At 59.4% G+C, this 25429-nt stretch carries 22 protein-coding genes; 21 read left to right on the plus strand and 1 reads right to left on the minus strand.

What is annotated here, in order from left to right:
* Positions 1-117 precede the first annotated feature (117 nt).
* The 21 genes from AC1VNY_RS04215 (at position 118) to AC1VNY_RS04315 (ending at position 21316) form a co-directional block, all read left to right on the plus strand.
* Entirely contained in the window at positions 118-1047 is a 930-nt protein-coding gene (locus AC1VNY_RS04215; protein ID WP_482404208.1) for a DUF5996 family protein, read from the plus strand.
* Between the two features lie 269 nt (positions 1048-1316).
* Positions 1317-3242 carry a molecular chaperone DnaK gene (gene dnaK / locus AC1VNY_RS04220; RefSeq protein WP_482404287.1) on the plus strand — a complete coding sequence of 642 codons (1926 nt, stop codon included), beginning with the start codon at positions 1317-1319 and terminating at the stop codon, positions 3240-3242.
* Between the two features lie 174 nt (positions 3243-3416).
* Positions 3417-3905, plus strand: coding sequence for a DUF992 domain-containing protein (locus AC1VNY_RS04225; RefSeq protein ID WP_482404288.1), 489 nt, complete (start codon positions 3417-3419; stop codon positions 3903-3905).
* Between the two features lie 88 nt (positions 3906-3993).
* The gene (locus AC1VNY_RS04230) at positions 3994-4176 is read left to right on the plus strand and encodes a hypothetical protein (RefSeq protein WP_482404209.1); all 183 of its coding nucleotides are present in this window, start codon (positions 3994-3996) and stop codon (positions 4174-4176) included.
* An 85-nt stretch (positions 4177-4261) separates the two neighbouring features.
* Complete coding sequence (locus tag AC1VNY_RS04235; RefSeq protein ID WP_482404210.1) at positions 4262-5170, plus strand: DnaJ C-terminal domain-containing protein; 909 nt, start codon at positions 4262-4264, stop codon at positions 5168-5170.
* A complete protein-coding gene (locus tag AC1VNY_RS04240) occupies positions 5167-5454 on the plus strand; it encodes a chaperone modulator CbpM (RefSeq protein WP_482404211.1) in 288 nt (95 codons plus the stop codon). The genes AC1VNY_RS04235 and AC1VNY_RS04240 overlap by 4 nt, the downstream gene beginning before the upstream one ends.
* Before the next feature lie 42 nt (positions 5455-5496).
* Entirely contained in the window at positions 5497-5928 is a 432-nt protein-coding gene (locus AC1VNY_RS04245) for a hypothetical protein (RefSeq protein ID WP_482404212.1), read from the plus strand.
* A gap of 51 nt (positions 5929-5979) precedes the next feature.
* Positions 5980-7368, plus strand: coding sequence for a sigma-54-dependent transcriptional regulator (locus AC1VNY_RS04250; protein WP_482404213.1), 1389 nt, complete (start codon positions 5980-5982; stop codon positions 7366-7368).
* Positions 7347-9377 carry a sensor histidine kinase gene (locus AC1VNY_RS04255; protein WP_482404214.1) on the plus strand — a complete coding sequence of 677 codons (2031 nt, stop codon included), beginning with the start codon at positions 7347-7349 and terminating at the stop codon, positions 9375-9377. The genes AC1VNY_RS04250 and AC1VNY_RS04255 overlap by 22 nt, the downstream gene beginning before the upstream one ends.
* Positions 9378-9568: 191 nt before the next feature.
* Positions 9569-9766: a hypothetical protein gene (locus AC1VNY_RS04260; protein WP_080583554.1), complete on the plus strand. Its 198-nt coding sequence runs from the start codon at positions 9569-9571 to the stop codon at positions 9764-9766.
* Positions 9767-9844: 78 nt separating this feature from the next.
* Positions 9845-10237, plus strand: coding sequence for a hypothetical protein (locus AC1VNY_RS04265; RefSeq protein WP_482404215.1), 393 nt, complete (start codon positions 9845-9847; stop codon positions 10235-10237).
* 413 nt (positions 10238-10650) lie between these two features.
* Positions 10651-11247: a superoxide dismutase gene (locus AC1VNY_RS04270; RefSeq protein ID WP_482404289.1), complete on the plus strand. Its 597-nt coding sequence runs from the start codon at positions 10651-10653 to the stop codon at positions 11245-11247.
* Positions 11248-11250: 3 nt separating this feature from the next.
* Complete coding sequence (locus tag AC1VNY_RS04275) at positions 11251-11676, plus strand: thioesterase family protein (protein WP_482404216.1); 426 nt, start codon at positions 11251-11253, stop codon at positions 11674-11676.
* Positions 11677-11741: 65 nt separating this feature from the next.
* Positions 11742-12260 carry a DUF1269 domain-containing protein gene (locus AC1VNY_RS04280; RefSeq protein ID WP_482404217.1) on the plus strand — a complete coding sequence of 173 codons (519 nt, stop codon included), beginning with the start codon at positions 11742-11744 and terminating at the stop codon, positions 12258-12260.
* A gap of 51 nt (positions 12261-12311) precedes the next feature.
* Positions 12312-14918, plus strand: a complete 2607-nt coding sequence (clpB, locus tag AC1VNY_RS04285) for an ATP-dependent chaperone ClpB (RefSeq protein ID WP_038387851.1) — start codon at positions 12312-12314, stop codon at positions 14916-14918.
* Positions 14919-14960: 42 nt separating this feature from the next.
* Positions 14961-15218 (plus strand): DUF2171 domain-containing protein, encoded by a 258-nt coding sequence (locus tag AC1VNY_RS04290; RefSeq protein WP_482404218.1) that lies wholly within the window; start codon positions 14961-14963, stop codon positions 15216-15218.
* Between the two features lie 62 nt (positions 15219-15280).
* The gene (locus AC1VNY_RS04295) at positions 15281-15562 is read left to right on the plus strand and encodes a DUF2171 domain-containing protein (RefSeq protein ID WP_482404219.1); all 282 of its coding nucleotides are present in this window, start codon (positions 15281-15283) and stop codon (positions 15560-15562) included.
* A 259-nt stretch (positions 15563-15821) separates the two neighbouring features.
* Positions 15822-16016 carry a hypothetical protein gene (locus AC1VNY_RS04300; protein ID WP_038387850.1) on the plus strand — a complete coding sequence of 65 codons (195 nt, stop codon included), beginning with the start codon at positions 15822-15824 and terminating at the stop codon, positions 16014-16016.
* A gap of 223 nt (positions 16017-16239) precedes the next feature.
* Positions 16240-17316 (plus strand): Dyp-type peroxidase, encoded by a 1077-nt coding sequence (locus tag AC1VNY_RS04305; RefSeq protein ID WP_482404220.1) that lies wholly within the window; start codon positions 16240-16242, stop codon positions 17314-17316.
* Positions 17313-18137, plus strand: coding sequence for a family 1 encapsulin nanocompartment shell protein (locus tag AC1VNY_RS04310; RefSeq protein ID WP_482404221.1), 825 nt, complete (start codon positions 17313-17315; stop codon positions 18135-18137). The genes AC1VNY_RS04305 and AC1VNY_RS04310 overlap by 4 nt, the downstream gene beginning before the upstream one ends.
* 458 nt (positions 18138-18595) lie before the next feature.
* Positions 18596-21316 (plus strand): excinuclease ABC subunit UvrA, encoded by a 2721-nt coding sequence (locus AC1VNY_RS04315; protein ID WP_482404290.1) that lies wholly within the window; start codon positions 18596-18598, stop codon positions 21314-21316.
* 1884 nt (positions 21317-23200) lie between these two features.
* Here the strand turns inward: AC1VNY_RS04315 and AC1VNY_RS04320 are convergent.
* Entirely contained in the window at positions 23201-25258 is a 2058-nt protein-coding gene (locus tag AC1VNY_RS04320; protein ID WP_482404222.1) for an AfsR/SARP family transcriptional regulator, read from the minus strand.
* Between the last annotated feature and the right edge of the window lie 171 nt (positions 25259-25429).

Genomic DNA, 25429 nt, shown 5'->3' on the forward strand with positions numbered 1-25429 from the left:
TCGACAGGAGCCCCGTTCTGGAATCTCAATTGTCCGAATCGGGCTCGCCATGACCAGATTCTCTCTTGGAATAGCGGTGCGAGTTCTTCTTATGCGATGTTTGTACGAGGACAGGCCATGAGTACCGGCAAGTCATCTTCCAATCCCTCGTCTGGCGATCTTTGGCCGGCTCTGTCCTGCCAGGCCTTCGAGCCGACGCGGTATCTTCTCCACATGGCGTTGCAGGCCGTCGGCAAGCTCAAGCTGGCGGAGCCTTTCCAGGCGCAATGGGCCGGGGTCCCGCTTTGGCTCGGCGCGAGAGGCTTGACCACTGGCCCGATCCCCTACGCCGGCGGAGCCTACGAGGTCCGCACCGACTTCGTCTCGCACGAGTTGCAGTGGCTCACGAGTTCGGGCGGATCGGGACAATTGCCCCTGGGCCCGACATCCGTCGCGACCTTGGTCGAGACGTTCCTCGGCCAGCTTGGCCGTGCGGGGATAAACGCTTCGATCACCCTCATGCCGCAGGAAGTGTCCAACCCGATCCTGTTCGACGAGGACAAGCAACTGCGCCCGTACGACCGCGACATGGTCAACGCCTGGTGGCGCATTCTCCTTAGTACTCAACGCGTCCTGCGGGTCTTCCAGGGACGGTTCACGGGCAAGACGCAACCGATCGGCCTGATGTGGGGGACGTTCGATATTCGCGTGCCCTTCTACAACGGCAAGCCTGCTTCGCCGGCGCCGAATGTCGGTTACGTCCGGCGCAATGCGATGAATGCGGAGTTGGTGGAGGTGGGGTGGTGGTCGGGCGATCCCTCGTATCCCAGGCCCGCATTCTACTCCTTCACCTATCCCCAACCGCCGGGTATCGAACAGGCGAAGATCGGCCCGAGCGCCGCACGATGGGACGCCGGCATGGGCGAGTTCCTTCTCGACTACGACGACCTGCGCCAGTCCGGCAATCCTGACGGTGACCTGCTCGCCTTCCTGGAATCAGCCTACGTTGCTGGCGCGACCGCAGCGGGCTGGGATTCCGCCTTGCTGGGTGGCGGACGTCCGGGGTAACTTCCGGCGTGCCGCTCCAACCTGGCCCGACCTGCGACGGACAGCTGTCCGGCGACAATGGACAAGCCTTCCGCAGTCGCCGGCAATGGCCGGACAGGCTGACGCATCATACGCGCTCAAACCAATAGACACTTTGTCCGGAGTGCTTCGGACAAAATGTCCGACCAGTCGTGACAGCGCAGCTTAAGTCGTTGAAATCCCGCGGGTCGTGATTTGGCACATGTGTTGCTCAACAGGAGTGGCGCAGGGACGCAAACCGAACATCGTCGATCAACGAAGAAGCAGAGGAGCGCGACGTGGCAAAAGTGATCGGAATCGACCTCGGGACGACCAATTCATGCGTCGCTGTCATGGACGGCAAGAACACGCGCATCATCGAGAATGCAGAAGGTGCGCGCACGACACCTTCCGTCGTGGCGTTCACGTCCGATGGCGAACGTCTGGTCGGGCAGCCGGCCCGGCGGCAGGCGGTGACAAACCCGACCAACACCATCTTTGCGGTGAAACGCCTGATCGGTCGCCGCTACGATGATCCCACGGTCGAGAAGGACAAGGCGCTCGTTCCCTACAAGATCATCAAGGCGTCCAATGGCGACGCCTGGGTCGAGGCCGAGGGCAAGCCGTATTCGCCCTCGCAGATCTCGGCTTTCATCCTGCAGAAGATGAAGGAAACGGCCGAAGCCAATCTCGGTGAGAAGATCAGCCAGGCCGTCATCACCGTTCCCGCCTATTTCAACGACGCACAGCGCCAAGCCACCAAAGACGCCGGCAAAATCGCCGGGCTCGAAGTTCTGCGGATTATCAACGAGCCGACTGCCGCTGCGCTTGCCTATGGTCTCGACAAGAAGAAGCAGGCCAAGATCGCCGTCTACGATCTCGGCGGCGGCACCTTTGACATCTCCATTCTCGATATCGGCGACGGTGTGTTCGAGGTGAAGGCGACCAACGGCGATACCTTCCTCGGCGGCGAAGACTTCGACATGCGGCTGGTCAACTACCTCGCCGACGAGTTTCAGAAGCAGCAGGGTATTGATCTGCGCAAGGATAAGCTCGCCCTGCAGCGCCTGAAGGAAGCGGCCGAGAAGGCGAAGATCGAGCTTTCCACGGTCACTCAGACGGAAGTCAACCTGCCGTTCATCACGGCGGACGCCTCCGGCCCAAAGCATCTTCAGGTCAAGATCACGCGCGCCAAATTCGAGTCGCTGGTCGAGGACCTCGTTCAGCGGACGATCGAGCCGTGCCTCAACGCCCTCAAGGACGCCGGGCTCACAGCCAAGGACATTGACGAAGTCGTACTCGTCGGCGGCCAGACCCGCATGCCGAAGATCCAGGAGGTTGTTCAGAAGATCTTCGGCAAGGAGCCGCACAAGGGCGTCAATCCCGACGAAGTCGTCGCCGTCGGTGCGGCCATCCAGGCCGGGGTGCTGCAGGGTGACGTCAAGGACGTGCTGCTGCTCGACGTGACGCCGCTTTCGCTCGGACTTGAGACGTTGGGCGGCGTCTTCACGAGGCTGATCGAGCGGAACACGACGGTTCCGGCGAAGAAGAGCCAGGTCTTCTCGACCGCAGAGGACAACCAGAATGCCGTGACGATCCGGGTCTTCCAGGGTGAGCGCGAGATGGCAGCCGACAACAAGTTTCTCGGTCAGTTCGATCTCGTCGGCATCGCCCCGGCACCGCGCGGCATGCCGCAGATCGAGGTGACCTTCGACATCGACGCAAACGGTATCGTCAACGTCTCGGCCAAGGACAAGGGCACGGGCAAGGAACAGAACATTCAGATCCAGGCTTCGGGCGGCCTTTCGGAGGCCGATATCGAGCGCATGGTCAAGGATGCGGAGGCTCATGCCGCTGAGGACAAGAAGCGAAAGGAAGCAGTCGAGGCGAAGAACGCCGCGGAGGCACTTCTGCACGCGACGGAGAAGACTGTCGCAGAACACGGATCGAAGCTTGCGGCACCAGATCGCAGCGCGATCGAAAGCGCAATGTCTGACTTGCGCGAGGCGTTGAAGGGCGACGATGCCGCTGCGATCAACACGAAAGTGAACGCCTTGCAGCAGCATACAATGAAGCTTGCGGAAGCCATGCAGAGCGCGGCGCAGGCCGCTCCTGGTTCTGCGCCGAGTTCGGGTGGCGACAATGTGGTTGACGCCGAATTCACCGAAATCGACGACGACAAGAAGAACTCGAAATAGCGCGCATCCGCCAGCGCAGGCGCGAGCCTGCGACTGCCGATCTGGCTTTGCACCGCTGTCGGGACGAAACGCCGGCTCTCACGTGCTGGAATGAAATCCCGACTGCTTCTTTTTGCACAAACATCAGTCAGAAGTCTTGAAGGCATTCCGCTTTCATTTTGTAGGAGCTTTCTTATGCGACGACGTTCGACGGTGCTCACTGCCTTTGCCGGAGCAATGCTGGCCGCCCTGGTATCCACCACGCAAGCCCAGCAGCCGGTCCAAAAGGTGCAGGTAGGCGTCCTTGAATGCAAGGGCGGCCCGAGCATCGGCTTTATCGTGGGCGCGGTAACCAATCTGGCGTGTGTCCTGCGGGTCAACGGGCTGCCCGAAGACTACTACATCGCGACGATCCAAAAGATCGGTCTCGACATCGGCATCACCGAGAGCACCGCGCTTGCCTGGTCGGTGTTCGCGCCGATCGCCCAGCCCGGCCGTGGCGATATCGCAGGGACCTATGTCGGCGTCGATGCCATGGCTGCGGCCATCGTCGGTGTCGGCGGCAATGTACTTCTGGGTGGTTCAAACAACAGCATCGCGCTGCAACCCCTGAGCGTACAAGCGGAAACCGGCCTGATCGTCGCCGCAGGATTGGAGAGTATGACCCTTCAGCCGGGTCGATAGAGACGCCGAACTGACAATCGTTCGCATCCTTGTTCGGCAAGTGGCTCTTGCTGCTTCGTTCAGAACGGCATGTGGAGATCGGAAGACCATGACAGCAAGTCTCGGTGGCGATGGGCAACTCGACGACGGCAAGCCGAGATTGACGGAAGACGACATTACGCGGGCCAAACTCGGTCCGCGCGGTGTTCCGGGAGCGCCGGATCCCGCACGAATGACGCCTCAACAACTGAAGAACTACCCAAAATATGTGGATCCCGGGCATGTTGAATAATTCGGAGTTGCAGCTTGGTTGTTGCTTGCCAATGACAGGCGCGGTTTCTGCGATGTGCAAGCATGTTCGTCGTCGGGAGCGGTGAGTGGCCAGGAATCCGTATGACATATTGGGAGTGGCGTCCTCGGCTTCGGCAGGCGACATACAGAAGGCCTACCGGAAGCTCGCGAAGAAGCTGCATCCCGACCTCAATCCCGGGGACAGGGCGGCCGAGGAAAAATTCAAGGAGGTTGCCGCCGCCTACGACCTCCTCGGCGATGCCGACAAGCGCAAGCGCTTCGATAGCGGCGAGATCGATGCGACGGGTACCGAGCGTCCGCAACATCATTTCTATCGCGACTACGCCGATGCCGGCGATCCTGATGTCTACACCAGCGGCGCCGGCTTTGCCGACTTCATGGATTCGGACGGCGCGTTCGCGGACCTGCTGAGACGCAGCCAGCGCGCGCGCGCGAACCGACGCGGGGAAGATCTGCATTTCCGTCTCCCGATCGAATTCGTCGAATCGATTAATGGCGCGAGCAAGCGAATCACTCTGCCCGGCGGTGGCACGCTCGACGTGAAGTTTCCTCCGGGAATGGTTGACGGACAGGTCCTGCGCTTGAAGGGAAAGGGAGCACCCGGGGCTGGCAAGGGCGCCGCGGGCGACGCTCTCATCGAGGTCGAGGTGACGCCGGATCGGCGGTTCACGCGCGACGGCGACAACATTCTTCTCGAACTTCCGATCTCGCTGACCGAAGCCGTGCTGGGAGGTCACATCCGCGTTCCGACGCCAACCGGTGACGTGACAATGGCCGTGCCGAAGGGATCGAACACGGGCACCACGCTGCGCCTCAAGGGCAAGGGGGCGCCGCGCGCCGGTGGCGGCAGCGGTGATGAATTTGTGAAACTGAAGGTGACGTTGCCGCAATCGCCGGATCCGGAGTTGCAGGCATTTGTCGAGAGCTGGAGCAAGGGCAAGGATTTCAATCCGCGCGAAGGTAGTTCGAAATGACCTTAAACAAGCAGGAGTTCCTGACCTCGGCCGGACTGCGCGTGCGGACGCTCGAGCTATGGCTGGAGCAACGGTGGCTCGTTCCGACTGAGTCCGCTTCGGGTGCTCTGTTCTCTGATGGAGACGTGGCGCGTGCGCGCTTGATACAGGACCTCAAAGGCGACTTCGGAGTCAACGACGAGGGAATCGACGTGATCTTGCATCTGATCGATCAGCTCCACGGCGTTCGGCAGGCTTTTGCGCTGCTGCGTGCCACGTTCAACGACATGTCGGGGAACGTCTGATCGAACCTACGTCGTTTGGAATGGGCCATAAGGAGCACTTTGATGGCAGGTACGACATCGCCCGGAGATGGATCGATCAATGCGCTTATCCTGCAGGCCCCGGTCCGCAAGCTCGTCGCAAGGAACGTTCAGACGGTCGATGACGTAAAAGCGATTCTATTCGATGCGGCGACAAGGCTCGACATAGAAGGCGGCCCGCAAACGCCGCAGGTGGCGAAAATCATCGTCGACGAAGATCGGCACCCGGCCTTTCCCGGTAGTCATCCGGCCCCTTCAGAATGTGTGCTGCGCGATATTCTGGACGATTGCGGCCGTTCCGGCCTATCTTGCAAATATGATCGGGACACAGACGGCAGGCGTCACCGATGGCGCCCTGAACAGCGCCTGGGCGGTTGCCGGGATCACGGGTCTGGGTTGGCTCACGGCAGACATTCCGGTCAGCCTCGGTCTTTGCATCGCGCTGGAGAAAGTTAGCGCTCTGCTTTGAGATAATCGCCGCCAGAGCCGGAGTCGGGAGAGACCTGTATGTCCGAGGAGACCCGCCCTGAAGTCGCCGAGCCGGTGATCGACCCGGAATTTGGCCCCTGGCTTGCGCAAGCCTCGATCCTTGTCGTCGACGACGAACCGGGGATACGCAACTTCCTCGTAAAGCTACTGCGACCGCGCTGCAAACTGATTGAAGAATCCGCGGACACCAAGGATGCGTCGCGCAAACTCGACGGGCAACATTTCGATGTCGTGATTCTCGACAATGTCATGCCCGGCAGGAGCGGCCTCGACTGGCTTGCGGAACAGCGGGCGATCGGCTTCTTTACCGACGTCATCCTTATGACCGCCTATGCCGATCTCGACACAGCCATCGGTGCATTGCGCATCGGCGTCATCGACTTTGTCATCAAGCCCTTCCGATCCAATCAACTGCTAAACGCCGTGGCACGTTGCCTTGATCGGGCGCGCCTGCAGCGTGAGAATTTTGTGCTGCACCATGAGCTGAAGTCGTCGTCGCGTCCCTTGTATCTGCGTAGCAAACTGCTTGGGGCATCGGCGGCGGTTCAAAAAGCGCGCGACACCATCGCCCGGGTGGCGCCCTTGCCGACGCCAATTCTGTTTACCGGCGAATCCGGAACCGGCAAGGAGGTTGCCGCCCGATCGCTCCATTCGCTGTCAAGTCGGGCGGACAAGCTTTTTGTGCCGGTTAACTGCGGAGCAATTCCTGCGGAGATGATCGAAAGCGAACTCTTTGGTCATGTGAAGGGTGCGTTTACCGGCGCAGGGAAAGCGCGAGAGGGGCTATTCATGTTCGCCCAGGGCGGCACACTCTTCCTGGACGAGATCGGTGAACTCCCGCATCACCTGCAGAGTAAGCTGCTGCGCGTGCTGGAGGACAAACGGGTGCGCCCCGTCGGCTCAGAACGAGAAGTGCCGGTCGACGCTCGCTTTGTCTTCGCGACCAACGCCGATTTGCAGAAGCGGGTTGCGGCGGGTACCTTTCGGGCGGACCTCTACTTCCGCATCAACATCATGCAGATCAATCTTCCGGCTCTTCGGGATCGGGATCAGGATGTGCTCGAGCTCGCCGAGGTCTTCATGAACGAGATTTCCGAGCAGCTTGGCATGCCACGTGTACCGATCGATGCCAGGATGCGTACGTTTCTGGCGCGGTACGACTGGCCGGGTAACATTCGAGAGCTGCGCAACCTGATCGAGCGAACCGTAATCCTCGGCGAATTTCGCGAGGACTATCTGCCGCCACGTATTGATAGCTCGACGGGTGATGTCACGCTCGAGGATGTGGAACGACGACATATCCTTTTTGTGCTGCGCGAGACGGGCGGCGACCGCGAGGAGGCGGCGCGCCGGCTCGGCATCTCGCGTAAAACCATCGACCGCAAATGCGCAAGCTGGCACCTCTGATATCGGCTCTTGCTCTCGATAAGATCTCGGTGCGCTATCGGCTGCTGGCGATGGCGCTCCTGCCAATGCTCGTCATCCTCCCGCTGCTTCTCGGGATCACCATCTATCGCTGGAACGCGAAGTTCGACGCGGCGTTGACGTCCAAGGTGCATGATGACCTGACGATCGCCCGACAATACCTCGCACGCATTCTGGAGAACACAGAGGGAGAGCTGGCATCGTCAGTCAGCTCCGCGCGCTTTCAGTCGATTGTGCAAACGCGAGGCGTTGAGGTCGGGGCGCTGAATGTCTACCTCAGGGATATCGCGCAGGCGCGGGGCTTCGATTTTCTCTATATTGTCGCCGACGACGGCGCGGTCGTCGCGAGCGAATCCCAAATGGCGTCCACTCCACGCCGAAATTGGCCGGTCATCAGCGCCGCGCTTGAGGGGCGCGCGCGAACGGCGATTGATGTGTTTGAATCCGCGGAACTTGCTGCGATTTCCGCGGACCTTCCGAAACGCGCGCAAATCGACATCATCGCGACGCCCGGAAGCACGCCCACCACGCGAAGGCAAGAGAATCGAGGGTTGGTGCTGCACTCAGCGACGCCGGTTTCATTGCCGAATGGGCACCGCGCGGCTCTGGTGGGGGGGATACTGCTCAACCAGAATCTTGCCTTTGTCGACACGATCAACGATCTGATTTTCCATGGGTCGGGCTTGCCGGAAGGCAGTCGTGGGACCGTTACGCTTTTCCTCGATGATGTCCGCATCAGTACCAACGTGCGGATGTTCGAAGGACAGCGAGCGATCGGCACGCGCGTCTCAGCGGACGTTCGCAATGCGGTTCTCGATCGTGGCCGGACTTGGCTGGATAGCGCGTTCGTCGTCGACGATTGGTATATTTCGGCCTACGAGCCGCTCAATGACAGCTATGACCGCCGCGTCGGCATGCTCTATGCCGGCTATCTGCAGAAGCCGTTCACCGAAGCCAAGCGGGATACGCTTCTACAAATCGCGCTGGCCTTTCTCATCGCGGTCGCAGCCACCGTGCCGCTCTTTCTGAGGTGGGCTGCGGGCATTTTCAAGCCACTCGAGCGGATGACGACCACGATTGCGAAAGTTGAAAGGGGCGAATTGGAAGCACGCACCGGACCCGTTGATGGTCGTGACGAGATCGAACAGGTCGCAACTCACCTGGATCGACTGCTGGATCAGATTCACGAGCGCGACGCTCAGCTGCGACAATGGAACGAGGAGCTCAACCAGCGCGTCGAGGAACGAACGAGCAAGCTCGTACACGCGAACGAGCAGCTGGAGGCAGCCACAAAGCAACTCATCATGTCCGAAAAGCTCGCCGCTATCGGCGAGATCACCGCCGGCGTAGCTCACGAGATCAATAACCCCATCGCGGTGATGCAAGGCAATCTGGAGATCATCAAGGACGTGATGGGCTCCAGGGCCGATGAAGCAAAAACGGAGTTTAGACTCATCGACGAACAGTTGCATCGAGTGAACGAGATTGTGACGAGGCTCCTGCAATTTGCCAAGCCGCAGGAGTATGCCGGCTTTACCGATCAGTACAATGCCGCCGCCGTCGTCACAGATACGCTGCCGCTGGTTCAACATCTGCTGAACAAGACAACGATAAGTGTCGAGACGGAATATCACGCCTCACGTCTCATCTCGATGAATCGCACCGAATTGCAGCAGGTGCTTGTCAATCTCCTCGTCAACGCGATCCATGCAACGACCGGAGGTGGACGTTTGACGCTTCGAACCTTCGATCGAGACGAGGGACGGCGACCTGGTGTTGTGATCGATGTGACGGACACAGGTGGCGGGATGACAACGGACGTGATGCAGCGGATTTTCGATCCATTCTTCACCACCAAGAGGCGGGAAGGCACAGGTCTGGGGCTGTCCATTAGCCAGATGCTTGTGACGCGCCAAGGTGGCAAGATTTCCGTCGAAAGTGAACCCGGCAAGGGCACGACGTTTACGATCTGGTTACCCGCTGAGGACTGATGGCGGCCCGAAGAGCCGGCGACATTTCGTCTTGCCAGAAGGACAAATTGTCCGCCGGCTCTTCGTCGCGCCCGCTAAGCGATTGATATCGTGCTATGCTCGGCTTGGCACGACCGTTGCTGGAATCGCGAACAGCGGTTGGAGCTTCAACCGAGTGGAAACGTTGAGCCTCAGACATAGGAGCCGCAGCAATGCCACGTCATCATGGGAAGATGCCTCCTGTTCCGCCTGCCAATCGTAGCCCCAAGGGCACCGGCGGCGACCCCGAGGTTAGCAAGGATACGTCGTCGAAGAAGCGCGAAGAAAACTACGCGGAGCAAGGCGATACAGCAAACATTCGCGAGAACACGACCAACGCGGGTTACTTTCAGGGGCGCCGCGCTAAGTGACGCCAGGTCGAGCGATAGGTCTCGGCCGGTTCTGACGGCCGGGCATCAACGGATGTGTGAGGGCGAGGAGCTTCAGAGATGACCGTTGTGTCCACGCAGCAGCTCTCGAAGGATATGCAGGCCAAGGGGCATCTGCTCATCAATCAGGTCGGTCTCGTGCCGCAGGCGCAGGATCGGCCATTGCAAGCCGAGGACCTGCTCTTCTACATCAGTGAGACGACGATGCCGATGGCGGCCTTCCTGAAAAGCCACGGGCTTTTCATGGACGACGAAGGGCTGCACTTCGACTTTTCCCAGTTCGATGCCATCCGCGAGGTCGCCGTCAAAGTCATCGCCGAACGTGATGCGGGAAAGCTGGACGGGGTGTGGCAGCAATTCGATCTTTCGACTGATGACGACGCAGACTACGATGGCGGCTACATCCTGCTCGCCCTTGCCGCCCTTGCGGTCATGTATGATCAGGAGAATTAGGGCCGCAAAAGGCGAACTGCTTGCAGAAGCGCTACCTGCGAAAGCCGACTTTGACGGTGAGCATCATCTCCGTCGGTCGCCCTCATGCGGCTTCGACCTGGCTCCGAGTGTTGCAAGCGATCCGTTCGTTCTCGACCTGGCGACACTCAGGAGTCGCGTGGGACATTTTGTCCGCGTTGCTTTCGACAAATTGTCCAAAGCCGGCTCCTTCTCGCGATCCAACTGATTGATATCGCAATGTTTCCCGTGTGGCACATGAGTTGCTCAGAAGTTTAGCCAGAGCGTTGTGGCCCTGAGGGAGTGATGAGTTGTGCGAACTGAAGCGATGGTCGCCGGGGCCGCCAGCCGCGGGTGTGTAACGGCGGCATCTGAACCACGCCATCCGCGGCGACGCACCTCCAGAGGAGATGTCCATGTCGTTCAAACTTCCCGACCTGCCGTACGCGCATGATGCGCTCGCTCCGTACATGTCCACGGAGACGCTGGAATATCACCACGACAAGCACCACGCCGCCTACGTGAATGCCCTCAATGCCCTGATCAAAGGCACCGAATGGGAGGGAAGGAGCCTGGAAGAGGTCGTGATCGGCTCGTTCGGGAAGAACGTTCCTGTTTTCAACAATGCGAGCCAGGACCTGAACCACACCTACTTCTGGAAATGGATGAAGCCGCACGCCGGAAGCACGCTGCCCGGAATCCTGGAGCGGCAAATCAAGGCCGACTTCGGCTCGATCGAGAAGATGAAAGAAGAGTTCGTTGCCGCCGGGGTCGGACAGTTTGGCTCTGGCTGGTGTTGGCTGGCGGTCAAGAACGGCAAGACAATCGTCATGAAAACGCCGAACGGCGAGAACCCGCTCGTCCATGGCGCAAAGCCAATACTGGGTTGCGACGTTTGGGAACATTCCTACTACATCGATTATCGCAATCGAAGGGCCGACTACATCAAGGCGTTTCTCGAATTCCTGGTGAACTGGGAATATGTCGAGGATCTCTTCAAGAAGGCGGCGTGACCGATGAAGCTCATATCGACCGGCACAACCGGACGCTTCACGCTTGTCGTGAAACCCGAACATCTGGCCAACCGGTTCAAAGACAGCATCCTGCCGCCGGTGTTGGCGACACCGGTCATGATCATGGCGATGGAGAATGCTGCCTTGAATGCCGTTCGCAGCTATCTCGAGCCAGGCGAGAGTGTGGTCGGCACCATGGTCAATGTGCGGCATCTTGCTGCGACCGCAATCGGGCAGACGGTCACCGCCACGGCCGAGGTCACCGCAGTTGAGGGGCGCCGGATCGTGTTTGCCATCAGCGCCTCCGATGAGATCGAGGAAATCGGCAAAGGGACCCACGAACGGATGGTTGTCAGCCTCACTAGGCTACAGCAGCGCCTCGATGCAAAGATTGCACGATCGGAGGCGATCCGAACGGCGCGGCGCTGAAACGGCGTCAATTCGCTCGTCACGTGTTGGAATAAGGATCGAGAATCAAGCAGGGAGTAATCGCCATGTCCGATCTCGTTGTCATCGTCTATCCCACCGAAGCCAAGGCTGAAGAGATCAGACAGAAGCTTCTGGGTATGCAGCAGGAATACCTGATCGAGCTTTCCGACGCCGTGATCGCCGTCAAGCAGGACAACGGTAGGGTCAAGCTCATTCAGCTTATGAACACCACGGCTGCTGGCGCCGTTTCCGGCGGTTTCTGGGGCCTGCTGATCGGCGCGATCTTTCTCTCGCCGCTTCTCGGGGCTTCTCTCGGGGCGGCCTCCGGTGCGCTCATGGGTGCATTGACCGACGTTGGCGTCAACGACGAGTTCATGAAGCACTTGTCGGTAAATCTGAAGCCCGGCAACGCCGCTCTTTTCGTGCTCATTCGTCGAATGACCACGGACAAGGTACTTGATGCACTTAAAGGCACGGGCGGCACGGTGCTCAAGACCTCGCTCGACCACACCAAGGAGCAAGCTCTGCGGGACGCCTTGGCGGCGACGCCACCGCCTGCTGCGCCGGGCGAAGTCCGCTCGTAACTCCGCTTCGAAAAATTCTGACGACAGACCGCGAGTCTGAAAGGTGGCGTTATGAATGCTGAACAATTCACCGACCGCGCGAGGGGCTTTATCCAGTCGGCGCAGTCTCTGGCAACAAGAGAGGGTAACCAGCAGTTCACGCCTCTCCATGTGCTCAAGGTGTTGCTCGACGACAACGAGGGGCTGGCCGCCGGTCTGATTGATCGGGCGGGTGGAAACTCGCGGGCGATCCTGCACGCCACGGAAGCGGCTTTGGCAAAACTGCCGAAGGTGTCTGGCTCGGGTGCAGGGCAGGTCTATATGGCGTCCGATACTGCGCGCCTGTTTACCGCTGCCGAGGAGCTGGCGGAAAAGGCGGGTGACAGCTTCGTCACCGTCGAACGCCTGCTGCAGGCCTTGTCCACGGACAAGAGCAGCGAAGCGTCGAAGATCCTGGCGCAGGGCGGCGTCAATGCCCAGGCTCTCGGCACCGCGATCGATTTGCTCCGCAAGGGCCGCACCGCAGACAGCGCGTCGGCCGAGAATGCATACGACGCACTGAAGAAGTACGCCCGCGATCTGACGCAGGCCGCGCGCGAAGGCAAACTCGACCCGGTGATCGGTCGCGACGAGGAGATCCGTCGTACAATCCAGGTTCTCTCACGCCGGACCAAGAACAATCCGGTCCTGATCGGCGAACCGGGTGTCGGCAAGACCGCCATCGTCGAAGGCCTCGCTCTGCGGATCGTCAACGGTGACGTACCCGAGAGTTTGCAAGACAAGAAGCTGCTCGCGCTCGACATGGGCGCTCTGATCGCGGGCGCCAAGTACCGCGGCGAGTTCGAGGAACGACTGAAGGCGGTGCTTTCCGAGGTGACGTCGGCGGACGGCGGAATCATCCTCTTCATCGATGAGATGCATACACTTATTGGTGCGGGCAAGACCGATGGCGCGATGGATGCTTCCAATCTCCTCAAACCCGCGCTGGCTCGCGGCGAGTTGCACTGTGTGGGTGCGACTACGCTCGACGAATACCGCAAGCATGTCGAGAAAGATGCCGCACTTGCCCGCCGCTTCCAGCCGGTATTCGTGTCGCAGCCCACGGTGGAGGACACGATCTCGATCCTGCGCGGCCTCAAGGACAAGTATGAGCAGCATCATGGCGTGCGGATCTCGGACGCAGCGCTGGTCGCTGCCGCAATGTTATCCAACCGCTACATCACCGACCGGTTTCTTCCCGACAAGGCGATAGATCTCGTCGACGAGGCTGCTGCACGGCTCAAGATGCAGGTCGACTCCAAGCCGGAGGAGTTGGATTCGCTTGACCGCGAAATCGTGCGTCTCAAGATCGAGCAGGAGGCGCTCAAGAAGGAAAGTGATGCCGGGTCGAAGAGCCGTCTGAAGACGCTCGACGGCGATCTGGTCGATCTCGAGAAGCGCTCCGCCGACATGACGACGAAATGGCAGGCCGAGAAGAGCAAGCTCTCGGACGCCCAGAAGATGAAGGCGCAACTCGAGCAGCTGCGCACCGAGTTGGCGAACGCGCAACGCAAGGGCGAATATCAGCGGGCAGGCGAGCTGTCTTACAGCACGATTCCCGAACTCGAGAAAAAACTGGCTGCCGTCGAGGCCAGCGAGAGCAGCTCGATCAGCGAGACGGTCACGGCCGACAACATAGCTCAGGTTGTTTCGCGCTGGACCGGCGTCCCGGTCGACAAGATGCTGGAGGGCGAGCGGGAAAAGCTGCTTCAGATGGAGGAGATGATCGCCAAACGCGTGGTCGGGCAGACACAAGCCGTTCGCGCGGTGTCGACGGCCGTGCGACGGGCTCGCGCGGGACTGCAGGACCCGAACCGCCCGATGGGCTCGTTCATGTTCCTTGGTCCGACCGGCGTCGGCAAGACGGAACTGGCCAAGGCCCTTGCGGAATTCCTGTTCGACGATGAACACGCCATCCTTCGCATCGACATGTCGGAGTTCATGGAGAAGCACTCGGTCGCGCGGCTCATCGGCGCGCCTCCAGGCTATGTCGGTTATGACGAGGGTGGCGTGATCACGGAAGCAGTGCGGCGACGGCCGTATCAGGTCGTACTGTTCGACGAGATCGAGAAGGCGCATCCGGACGTCTTCAACGTGCTGCTGCAGGTGCTGGATGACGGGCGCCTGACCGACGGTCAGGGGCGGACGGTGGACTTCCGCAACACGCTTATCATCATGACCTCAAACCTCGGGGCGGAATACCTCGTCAATCAGGGGGAAGGCGAAAAGACGAGTGCCGTTCGCGACAAGGTCATGGAGATGGTCCGCGCGCATTTCCGGCCGGAATTTCTCAACCGCGTCGACGCGATTATCCTGTTCCAGCGGCTGCAGAAGAACGATATGGGCCGAATCGTCGACATTCAGTTTGCGCGTCTCCGCAAACTCCTCGACGATCGCAAAATTACACTGTCGCTCGACGCCAAGGCCCAGGCCTGGCTCGCCGAGAAGGGCTGGGACCCCGCCTATGGCGCCAGGCCATTAAAGCGGGTCATCCAGCGATATGTACAGGATCCGCTGGCCGAAATGCTGCTCGCGGGCGATGTCCGCGACGGCTCGACCGTGCAGATCTCCTCCGGGAAAGACGGTCTGACGTTCAACGGGAAGACAGTGAAGCCTCCGGATGAGGACGAAGCGATCTGAGCGTCAGGCTTGAGAAAGACATGGAACGAGCAGGTGCAATTCATGAAGAAGCATCAGATCAAGGAAGGCATGGAGGTCGTCGGGTTTGACGGTGTGCAGATCGGTGTCGTCGATAGCATCGAGGCCGACCGTATCAGGCTAAAGAAAAGCGAAACTGGCGGCAGAGGGCACAAACGACATCACCACTATATCGGCATGGATTTCGTCGACAGCGTCACGGATCACAAGGTGCGGCTCTGCTCTGAGGCCGATATCGTCGAACTCTTTGAGGAAGAAAAGTCGGGCCGCCCGGTCAAGTGATTGGTGTGAGTGGTTCGCGGTCACGCAGTCGATGTGGATCATCGCTCCTGTGATGTGCTGCAATGGATTCCAAGGAAAAAGGTACGGCCATGAACAAGATCACCGGCGGTATGGAAGTAATCGGCGCTGACGGAGTGCATGTCGGCACGGTCGATCAGATCGAAGGTAATCGTATCAAGCTCAAGAAGAGCAACAGTTTCGCGCACCACAAAGGACATCAGCACTATATCGAGCTGGGATTCGTCGCCGGCGTCGAGGGCAACAAGGTGCGCTTGTCCGCCAACGCAGATATTGCGGTGACACTGGAAGAAGAGCCATCAGGACGTCCTGTCTTTCTTGGATAACCGGGAAGTGCGGCGGGATCCCTGCGCCCGCTGTTGTCTGGGGCAAGACGTTTCGATTTCGGCAGCGACATCGGGCTCGACGCCGCGCGAGCCACGCCCGCAGCGTGGACAATTTGTCCGTGCTCGATCGGACAGTTTGTCAGATCCGGTCCGTCAGGTCGGCGTAAGCTCTTGATATCTCGATGCACTCAAATTGGCATGGCGGTTGCTCCGTAGCCGATGAATGGCTCGATAGAGCAAGAGGGAAAGCACAGACGCGATGGAAGAATACGATCTCTACATCAATGTGAAGAAGCCGGCGATCGGGATCTACGTCCGCAAGGGCGCGCAGCTCCCGGACCTCGCGGACAAGGGCGACTGGGTTTTTGACGGGACCTCCGCTCAAGATCTTTTGCCGCCGAGCGTGATCGAAGGTGTCAAGGCCGATGGCCATGCCTTTCGGGATATGGATTGACCAGGTCTCGGTCTGATTGGTCGGGGTGAACATCTCAAGGGATGGCAGCGGCCTTGTGTGTTCGTTATCCCGATCGCACTGCCGGTGATTTCCGCACGCCGCCTGGTTCGGGAAGCTCGTCGATGCCAACGACCGCGGGCTGCACCGACCGCGCGGCCGGTGTTCAGCCGGGCCGGCCAGCCCGCAGCATCAAGGACGCCGAACAGGCCGCCAAGGAGTGATTGTGCCAGCTGTCGTTCCACAACCCGTCGTCGCAAAACTGACGCGAGCCGCGATATTTCTCGTCGTCCGAATCAATCCCGGAAAGGACAGCGAAGTTGTGGTGCGCCGTCTATGTGCCGGTCTGTCGGCACTGCTGCGAGCCGTCGGATTTCGCGATCTGGAAGCGCGGCTATCATGCGTGATGGCCCTCGGCTCCGATGCCTGGGACCGACTGTTCGGTGATCCGCGGCCCAAGGATCTTCATCCCTTCAGGGAGATCCATGGGGTGCATCACGCAGTCTCCACCCCGGGCGACATCCTTTTTCATATTCGGTCAGTCCGCATGGACCTATGCTTCGAGCTCGCCTCACAGATCATGTCCCGACTGGGCAAAGCCGTGACGACGATCGACGAGATTCATGGGTTCAAATACTTTGACGATCGCGATCTGCTTGGATTTGTTGATGGAACCGAGAACCCGTCTGATCAGGACGCGGTTGACGCGACGACCATCGGACAAGAGGATCCTGCATTCGCCGGCGGAAGCTACGTCATCACCCAGAAGTATCTGCACGATCTGCAGCGCTGGAACGCGATATCCACCTCGGAGCAGGAGAATATCATCGGTCGCCACAAACTGTCGGACATCGAGCAGGACGATGCGGCCAAGGCGCCCTACGCGCACAATGTTCTGACGACGATCATCGAAGACGGCGAGCAGCTTGAGATCGTGCGCGACAACATGCCTTTCGGTGAGATCGGCAAGGGTGAATTTGGCACGTACTTCATAGGCTACGCGCGCTCGCCGCACCGGATCGAGCAGATGCTCGAGAACATGTTTGTTGGTCGGCCGCCCGGCAACTACGACCGGCTATTGGATGTCAGCCGCGCCGTTACGGGATCGCTGTTCTTCGTGCCGTCAGCGACATTTCTCGACAACGTTTCGCCTGAAGACGATGGCGCCACGGCATCCGGCGGGGAAGCACCGGTCGACGCTGAGCAGCGTGGCGCAGGCTCGCCAGATACCGCTCGTAAACATCCGCCCGTCAACGACGGGTCGCTTGGAATTGGGTCTTTAAAACAAGAAGGCAAATCATGAATAATCTTCACCGCCAACTCGCGCCCATATCCGACGCGGCCTGGGCTCAAATCGAGGAGGAAGCTTCCCGTACCCTGAAGCGACACCTTGCCGGCCGGCGCGTCGTCGACGTCCCCGAAGCCAAGGGGAGTGGCTTCTCGGCGGTGGGCACTGGCCATGTCAAACAGCTCCCGGATCCAGGCGAGGGAATGACGGCCCAACAGCGCGAGGTGAAGGCGCTCGTCGAACTGCGCGTTCCATTCCAACTCTCGCGCCAACAGATCGATGATGTCGAGCGTGGTGCCCTGGATGCCGACTGGACGCCGATCAAGGACGCCGCCCGCAGAATTGCTTTTGCTGAGGACGGTGCGATTTTTGATGGATACGCGGCTGCGGGGATCGAGGGCATTCGCCAGGCCAGCAGCAATGCAGGGCTCATTCTTCCGACAAATGCGAAAGCCTATCCAGGTGCCGTCGCGCAAGCAGTCAGTGAACTCAGACTTGCCGGCTGCAATGGGCCATATGCCCTCGTCCTTGGGGCGGAGGCGTACACGGCCGCGAGCGGCGGAAGCGATGAAGGATACCCCGTTTTTCACCACCTCGAACGGATTGTCGACGGCGGCGTTGTCTGGGCGCCTGCCATCAGCGGCGCTTTTGTCCTAACGACGCGCGGCGGCGACTTCGAGCTCGATATCGGTCAGGATCTCTCGATCGGATATCTCAGCCATACCAGCACGACCGTCGAACTCTATTTTCAGGAGACATTCACCTTCCGTGTTTTGACGGCGGAAGCATCCGTTGTGCTGCGTCGGGCCGACGTCCTCGAGACGAAGAAATCGTAAATCAACCCCATTTCCGGTGTCGAACGTAATTCCGACCTCCTGCGTACAAGGTACGACGACCTATCCAAAATGGCCGCGGAGGGTATGCAAATTCTGGTTCTTCGCCACCAAAGGATCGTCGCTTCAATTGCTGCCCGAAGGGCCGGCTTGTTCGCTTCAGTGGTCGTAGTCGCTATCGTTGGTGTTTCGACGGATGGTCTGCTTGTGGACGTTCGTGGCAAGTGCTGGTCCCTGCCGACACGGTGCATCGTGATCAGACGATCGAGCTTACGACGCGATTTGGTGTCCTGGCTTAGCATCTGTCCGGGGTCGTCGATGGATCTCGCATTATTGCGACCGGCGCTTCTGGTAAGTTGCCGAGAAATTTCCTTCGACCACGAACACCACCGGCTTCATATTGTGTTGACCAAGCGCTGTGATTCGACAATTTGTCCACTGCTGGCAAGATTGGTATGATGATGAGAAATCCACGCTCGACATCGCCCTTCGCTAGTGACGGCCCAGCGGAACGATCCGGCTGTGTGCGGGTGCGCGGCGCGCGTGAAAACAATCTGAAGAATGTTGATGTCGATATCCCGCGCGACGCCTTCGTGGTGTTCACGGGCATATCCGGATCCGGTAAGTCGTCGCTCGCCTTCGGCACCCTCTATGCCGAGGCGCAGCGTCGTTACCTGGAATCGGTAGCTCCCTATGCACGCCGGTTAATCAACCAGGCGGGGGTTCCAGAGGTTGACTCGATCGACGGATTGCCGCCGGCAGTTGCTCTCCAGCAGCAGCGGAGCTCACCAAACGCTCGTTCCTCCGTCGGTAGTTTGACTACGCTGTCCAGCTTGGTGCGCATGCTCTATTCACGCGCCGGCGATTACCCGCGCAATCAACATATGCTCTATGCTGAGGATTTTTCGCCCAACACCGTGGAGGGCGCCTGCCCGACATGTCATGGGCTCGGGCGCGTTTATGACGCCACCGAGAAAACGATGGTACCGGACCCATCGCTGACAATTCGCGAGCGCGCGATCGCCGCCTGGCCGCCAGCTTGGCACGGCCAAAATCTTCGCGATATTCTCGTTTCGCTCGGCTATGACATCGATACGCCCTGGCGAGAATTGTCGAAAAAGGATCGTGACTGGATTCTTTTCACCGACGAACAGCCAACCGTGCCCGTATATGCGGGCTTTACCCCACAGCAAACCCATACGGCGCTCAAGCGCGGAATGGAGCCAAGCTATCAGGGCACGTTCACGGGCGCTCGCCGTTATGTACTGGACACGTTCGCCAATACGAAGAGTGCGCTGATGAAGAAGCGCGTTTCACGATTCATCATCGGCCGCGACTGCCCGACCTGTCATGGCAAGCGGTTGAAGCGGGAAGCGCTGTCGGTGAAATTCGCGCAACTCGACATAGCCGAGTTCGGCGATCTGTCATTCCTTAAGCTCAGAGATTTGCTAACGTCCGTTGCGCATGGTGAGTTCGGTGGTACCGAATTCGCTTCAAGAGGCGGCGTACTCGACAAAAGGGCTCGCGTCGCGGCGGTCGAGAGACGGGTGGCGGCCGGCGGATCGGCACACAAGAGCGCCCCGGATGTGCGCCGCACGCCCAACCTTTCCGAAGAGAAGCGTGTCGCCGCACAACGTCTCGCATCCGAATTGCTAGAACGGCTTCTACCGCTCATCGATCTTGGGCTCGGATACATCTCCCTTGATCGTAGCACGCCAACGCTGTCATCAGGCGAACTGCAGCGCTTACGGCTCGCAACGCAATTGTCTTCGCACCTATTCGGTGTGGTTTACGTGCTGGACGAGCCGTCCGCGGGGTTGCATCCTGCGGACGGAGAGGCGTTGCTTACGATCCTGCAGCGCCTTAAGTCCGCCGGAAATTCCCTGTTCGTCGTCGAACACGATCTGGATCTGATACGCCATGGCGAGTGGCTAGTGGATGTGGGGCCGGGTGCCGGCGAGCAGGGCGGCCAGGTGATTTACAGCGGGCCGCTCGCAGGACTGGCCGATGTCGAGGCTTCGATCACTCGCCGCTATCTGTTCGATAGACCAGCTGCGGCTGACCGGGTGTCACGAAATCCCAAGGGATGGTTACGGCTGGAAGGTATCACGCGCAATAACCTCCATGGTCTCGATGCCGCGTTTCCGCTAGGCGTTTTTACGGCGGTCACGGGACTCTCAGGCTCGGGTAAATCCAGTCTTGTCAGCCAGGCGCTTCCCGAACTCGTGAGCGAGCACCTTGGGCGGCCGCTTGCCGTCTCGGAGGAGGACGAGGTCGACCCGTTGCTCGCGGTGGCACAGCAAGCCGCTGCAGGACGCATCGTGAGCGGCATGGATCTCATCCGCCGTCTTGTTCAGGTTGATCAGAAGCCAATCGGGCGTACGCCGCGTTCGAATTTGGCGACCTATAGTGGTCTCTTCGATCAAGTACGCCAACTTTTCGCCGACACGCCCATGGCGAGAAGGCGCCACTACAGCGCAAGCAGATTCTCGTTCAACGTCGCACAGGGTCGTTGTCCGACCTGTGAGGGCGAAGGCTTTGTCATGGTCGAGTTGCTGTTTCTGCCCAGCGTGTATGCGCCATGCTCGACCTGCAACGGCAGCCGGTACAATCCACAGACGCTCGAGATCGAATGGCGTGGCCGCAACATCGCGCAAGTGCTGCGGATGACCGTCGACGAAGCTTGCCAGTTCTTCGCCGACGAAGCGCAAGTGTTGCGACCGCTCAACGTGTTGCGCGAGATTGGGCTTGGCTACCTGCGGCTCGGGCAACCGGCGACGGAACTCTCGGGCGGTGAGGCGCAGCGCATCAAGCTGGCGACCGAACTACAGCGTGCGCAGCACGGCAATACGCTCTATGTGCTCGATGAGCCGACCGCCGGCCTCCATCCGGCCGACGTTGACCGGTTGATGCGCCAACTGCAGGGGCTTGTCGATGCCGGCAACACCGTCGTCGTCGTCGAGCATGACATGCGGGTCATCGTGCAGGTGGATTGGGTCATCGATCTTGGCCCCGGGGCAGGGGACGACGGTGGTCGCGTCATCGCAAATGGTACGCCTCAGGAGGTTGTCAACGTGGCAGATAGTCGGACGGCGGCTTACCTGAGGCCGTTGTTAGAGAGGGGGCGGAAGCGAGAGGTGGCCCGTGCGCGGCCTAACGGAAGTGACAGACATAAGCATTGACGACGACTTGCGGGCGGAACACCTCGGCGTTGAAGGCCAAGAGCTGCATCGAAAGATGGACTCAAACCGAAATAAGCTTCGCCAAACCGCCATCGGACAACGTCTTCGCAGATCTCGGTCTGCCAGACCCCGAAACCCGGCTCCCAAAATCAAGGATCGTCGGCAAAATTGACTAGGTCATCGAGAATGGCGGCCTGACCCGGGCGCATTATGGGTGTCCCTCATCATTGCGCATATGATTGCTGGAGGCGGCGCGACGAGGTGGCGCGGTGCCAGCTTGGCGACGGCGACAAGAACAGGATTTGTAGCCTTATCAAACATGCGGCTATTGGGCCGAACGCGTGCGTCTAATGTAGAGTTAGTCCGGCCGGTTCGACAGCCAACGCAATGTGGGTCGGCCGTCTCGCTGCACAGATCGGCGGCCTAGCTGGCTCTCGTTTCGACCCTTGGCAGCGAAGCGTGATATTCGTCCACGCTGTCCAGGTCGATCATGGTCTTCCCCCCATCTTGGATGCCCTGATCATGTCGTGGGCGATCAGCTCATAAGCCTTAGTCTTTCCGAATTTGCCATATCGGCAACCGTCCTTAAACTCGACGAGTCGGCGCCGATTGTTGCTATCATTGTCAACCATGAGCTCCTGCATTTCGATGATCTCCTCACGATCGGATCAAGCCCGTTGAGTGAGATGCGCATGTCTATGGCGCGATGATACCGATTAGGGTTCGTCAGAAGGTGCTGCCGTTGGTGTGGCTGACAAGGTTCCTGCTGACCCGTTGCTACGCTATTTTCGCACAACCCAATTGCGCGATGCATTGACCTAAATTGCCTACGAGGGCCAAATAAAGGTGCCCTAATGCCGCCGCCAAGTTCAGAGTGCTGTAGCGTGCAAATCGGACAGGCACGGGAGCTGACGTCCGGGGCGCGGACGTCCTTTTGCCAGCTAGTGCTTTTGGCCTGAGAAGCTGACCTGCAGACTGTGGAACAGGAGGTCTGTGGTTCGAGCCCACCCAACTGTATCAACGAAATCCATGGCTTATTCTAACCTTCGCGCGCTGCAAATGGCCGTTAGCTACCAAATAGCTACCACGGCGACGGAAACGCGGTCTGATTCTAAAAGCAGTCGTTCGTAGGGAGGATTCGAGTGCTATTTGCAACATCACTCAACCTAATGAATTGCTCCCAGGTTGCGCGATTGGCGATGTGATAAGTAAGTCCCGGCGACAGAGGCAAGCGAATTCCCTTCACTGTCGTGCCGGCTGGTCGCGGCTGCGGTAAGGCCAGGGTTCGGCCGGCTCGCGATGCGCAATGGGCAGCGAGCCAAAGACGTCATGGGTAAGCAAACCGCGCGAAAAAGATCGTGAGTTTCTTTGAGCATCTATCCGATCTCGAAGGGGTTGTCTCCTATCGGTCCGTGAGTGGCCGTCGGGACTAATCCACTCCCAGTCGGCTCAAGCCCTATTGATGGACGGTGGCTTGTGCGTCTCGTGACTCAGACGAGGAACTGACGTTTTGACCGAGACACGCAATGCCCTCGCCGCCTCCTCGGCGTCGTAGGGAAATATTCTTGCTGCAGCCGACATCCATCCCTGCATCCTTGACGAGGAGAAGTGCCCTCGCAGATCGTCTCCGCATGGCCGCAAGAAGCTGACGTTTTGCGCACCCGGACCAAGCCTCGGCCCGGCAAGCCGTTTATGCGGGCGATAAACCGCTTTCAATGCGTTTTCGCGGCCGGCCCCTGTAGGAGACTGGGCTTATGAGTTACGCCGCATCAGCGGGCGTTGATGCCGAAGGCGTTGGAGCTCGGTCAACGTCGGTTTTCCGCGGCTATGACGTTCTCAGAGCCGTTCCCGCTGTTCAACAATTGCATCTGCATGGTGCTATCATTACGGTGGCAGGCTTCTTTCAAGAACTTCGCACAGGCCTGTGTAGTCGTCTACGACTTGTCCTTCGAATCTCCGGCCATAAAATATTCTCGCGGTGTTAAAAAAGCCGACGGCCGTGAACGTCGGAAGAAGCCCATGTAGTATACGAGCCGCTTCCCTGGCTTCGCTCTGTCGGGATTGCAAACCCAGCGCACAAATCAGGGCAATCCACTGCTGGGGTGCATCGCTGTAAAGCGAAATGGCGTTCTTGGCAGCCTGCTCCATTCGCTTCAAATCACCCGTCTTCCAGTGTGACCAGGCTGCATAGTGACTCCAGCGGTGAGTTCGCGGATCGCGGGGGCTCCTTCTCATTGCCTGGGATATCAGCTCAATGCTTTGACCCGGATCTCCCCCGGAGCAGCGCTTTACGTTGGCAAGGAGCGCCAAACCGTGCGGGTCTGCTCCAATCTGGTCTGTTGCCGCTTGCAGCAGCAACAGAGAGCGGTCAATATCGCCCGCGGAATAAAGCATGACATCCGCGCAATTGATTTGAACGAAAGAATTATCGGGCCCGTCTTGCAACGCCCGTTCGAGGTGCCTTAGCGCGGCGGCGCGCTCCATCTTGGCCTGTCGCGACTGACTCCACAACGATTTCCAGGTGTAAATGGCCGCAAGCAGCGATCGGGCCATGGCATATTGTGGGTCCAACTTGAGCGCCGCCTTCAATTCGGATGCCGCCTTGTCGAGCCATTCGCGGCTGCGCATGAACAAGACATGGCCACTGGCCTTCTGTAGACGCGTCCACGCATCGACTTGAGCCAGGGGGGTGCCAAAAGCTCTCTCAACTTCACTTCTCATCAACGTCGGCATGAGCCTGCCAACGATTTCAGATACGATCGAGTTTCTGATCAAGCGAAAATCGGACAACTTTCCCTCGAACGCGTCGGCCCAGATGCTCAAGCCCGTTGCTCCGGCTATCAGGCGAGCGTTCACGCGCATATCGCGGCCAGACAATTCGACGCTTCCCTCGACCAGATAACGAACACCAAGCTCGATCGCGATTCTTCGTGCGTCGCTAAGCACTCCCTTGTAGACCATGCTTGACTGCCGAGCCGTCACGAATAGGCCCGGCATTCGCGAGAGCGCGGTGGTTACCTCCTCGGTCAAACCATCCGAGATCGCCCAGTTCGGCCTCCCATCCGCCGCAAGATCGACAAACGGCAGCACGACTAGCGAAGGCTCGCTTGACGCCGGGATGATAGGAATAGGATCTGGGGCTGCGGCCATACCATGCTGGCGGTTTATTTCGCTTATCCAGTCAACGCCAGTTGCCGTCTGTTCCTGCTGCTTTGCGGAGGTAGCGCTTCGAGAGCGCCTCAGCATGCACCGCACGATCGACATCGTTTCCTCAGCGGGCTGTCTGCCACCATCTCTCTCCAGCGCGGCGTTGAGGGTCCGGAACTGTTCCAGACCCAAAATGGTATTTCCGCGAAGTGCGTAGATGCGGATCAGCCATTGATGTGCGAGTTCACAGAATGGGTCGAGTTGGACGGCGAGGCCTGCGGTCTTTTCGAGCAGTTCGCCTGGCGCATCTTCATTCGCGTTCAGGAGCACCGACAGGCAGCTCGACAGTGCGTAGTTGCGCAATTCGTTGCGTTTCTGACCCAGCCAAGCTGATAGCTTCGGTGCCTTCACCGCGACATTCGCAAGCAGCTCTCCTCCATAGGAGAGAGACGCTGCTGCACAATCGCCCGCTCTAACAGATGCTAGAAAGTCCGCGATATCCGTGCTTATACAGCGAGGTAACCGCACCAGCTGCTTCTCATTCCACTCGGAAACATCGGGTATTTTCAGGACCGATCTCAGCCTGGCAAGCTCCTGCCTGAGACTAAGTTGGGCCTGCTCTATCCGCCTGTCTTCCCAAAGGAGCTCTGTTAGCTCGTCGCGAGGCGATGCCGCTTGTTCGTCGAGAGCAAGAAAGGCAAGAAGTATTCGTCCTTTGACGCTGCTGAGTAAGACTGGCTCACCGTCGGAGCCGACGATCCGAAAATCACCCAGCAGGTTCAAACGAACGACCATCAGCGGACCCCGGCTCAAACGTCAATCTAAGCGGTCTCAAGACCGTCCTCGCAAGAATACCACGTGCTGGCTGCCAAGGGTGATTGTTTAACCTCACCATTCGCGGCGGACGGCTCGCAGCCCAGCCGGTCAGTTTTAACGCTGATTTCACGCGGGCCCGGCGGAGGTTTC

It is taken from the genome of Bradyrhizobium ferriligni (genome assembly GCF_056837965.1).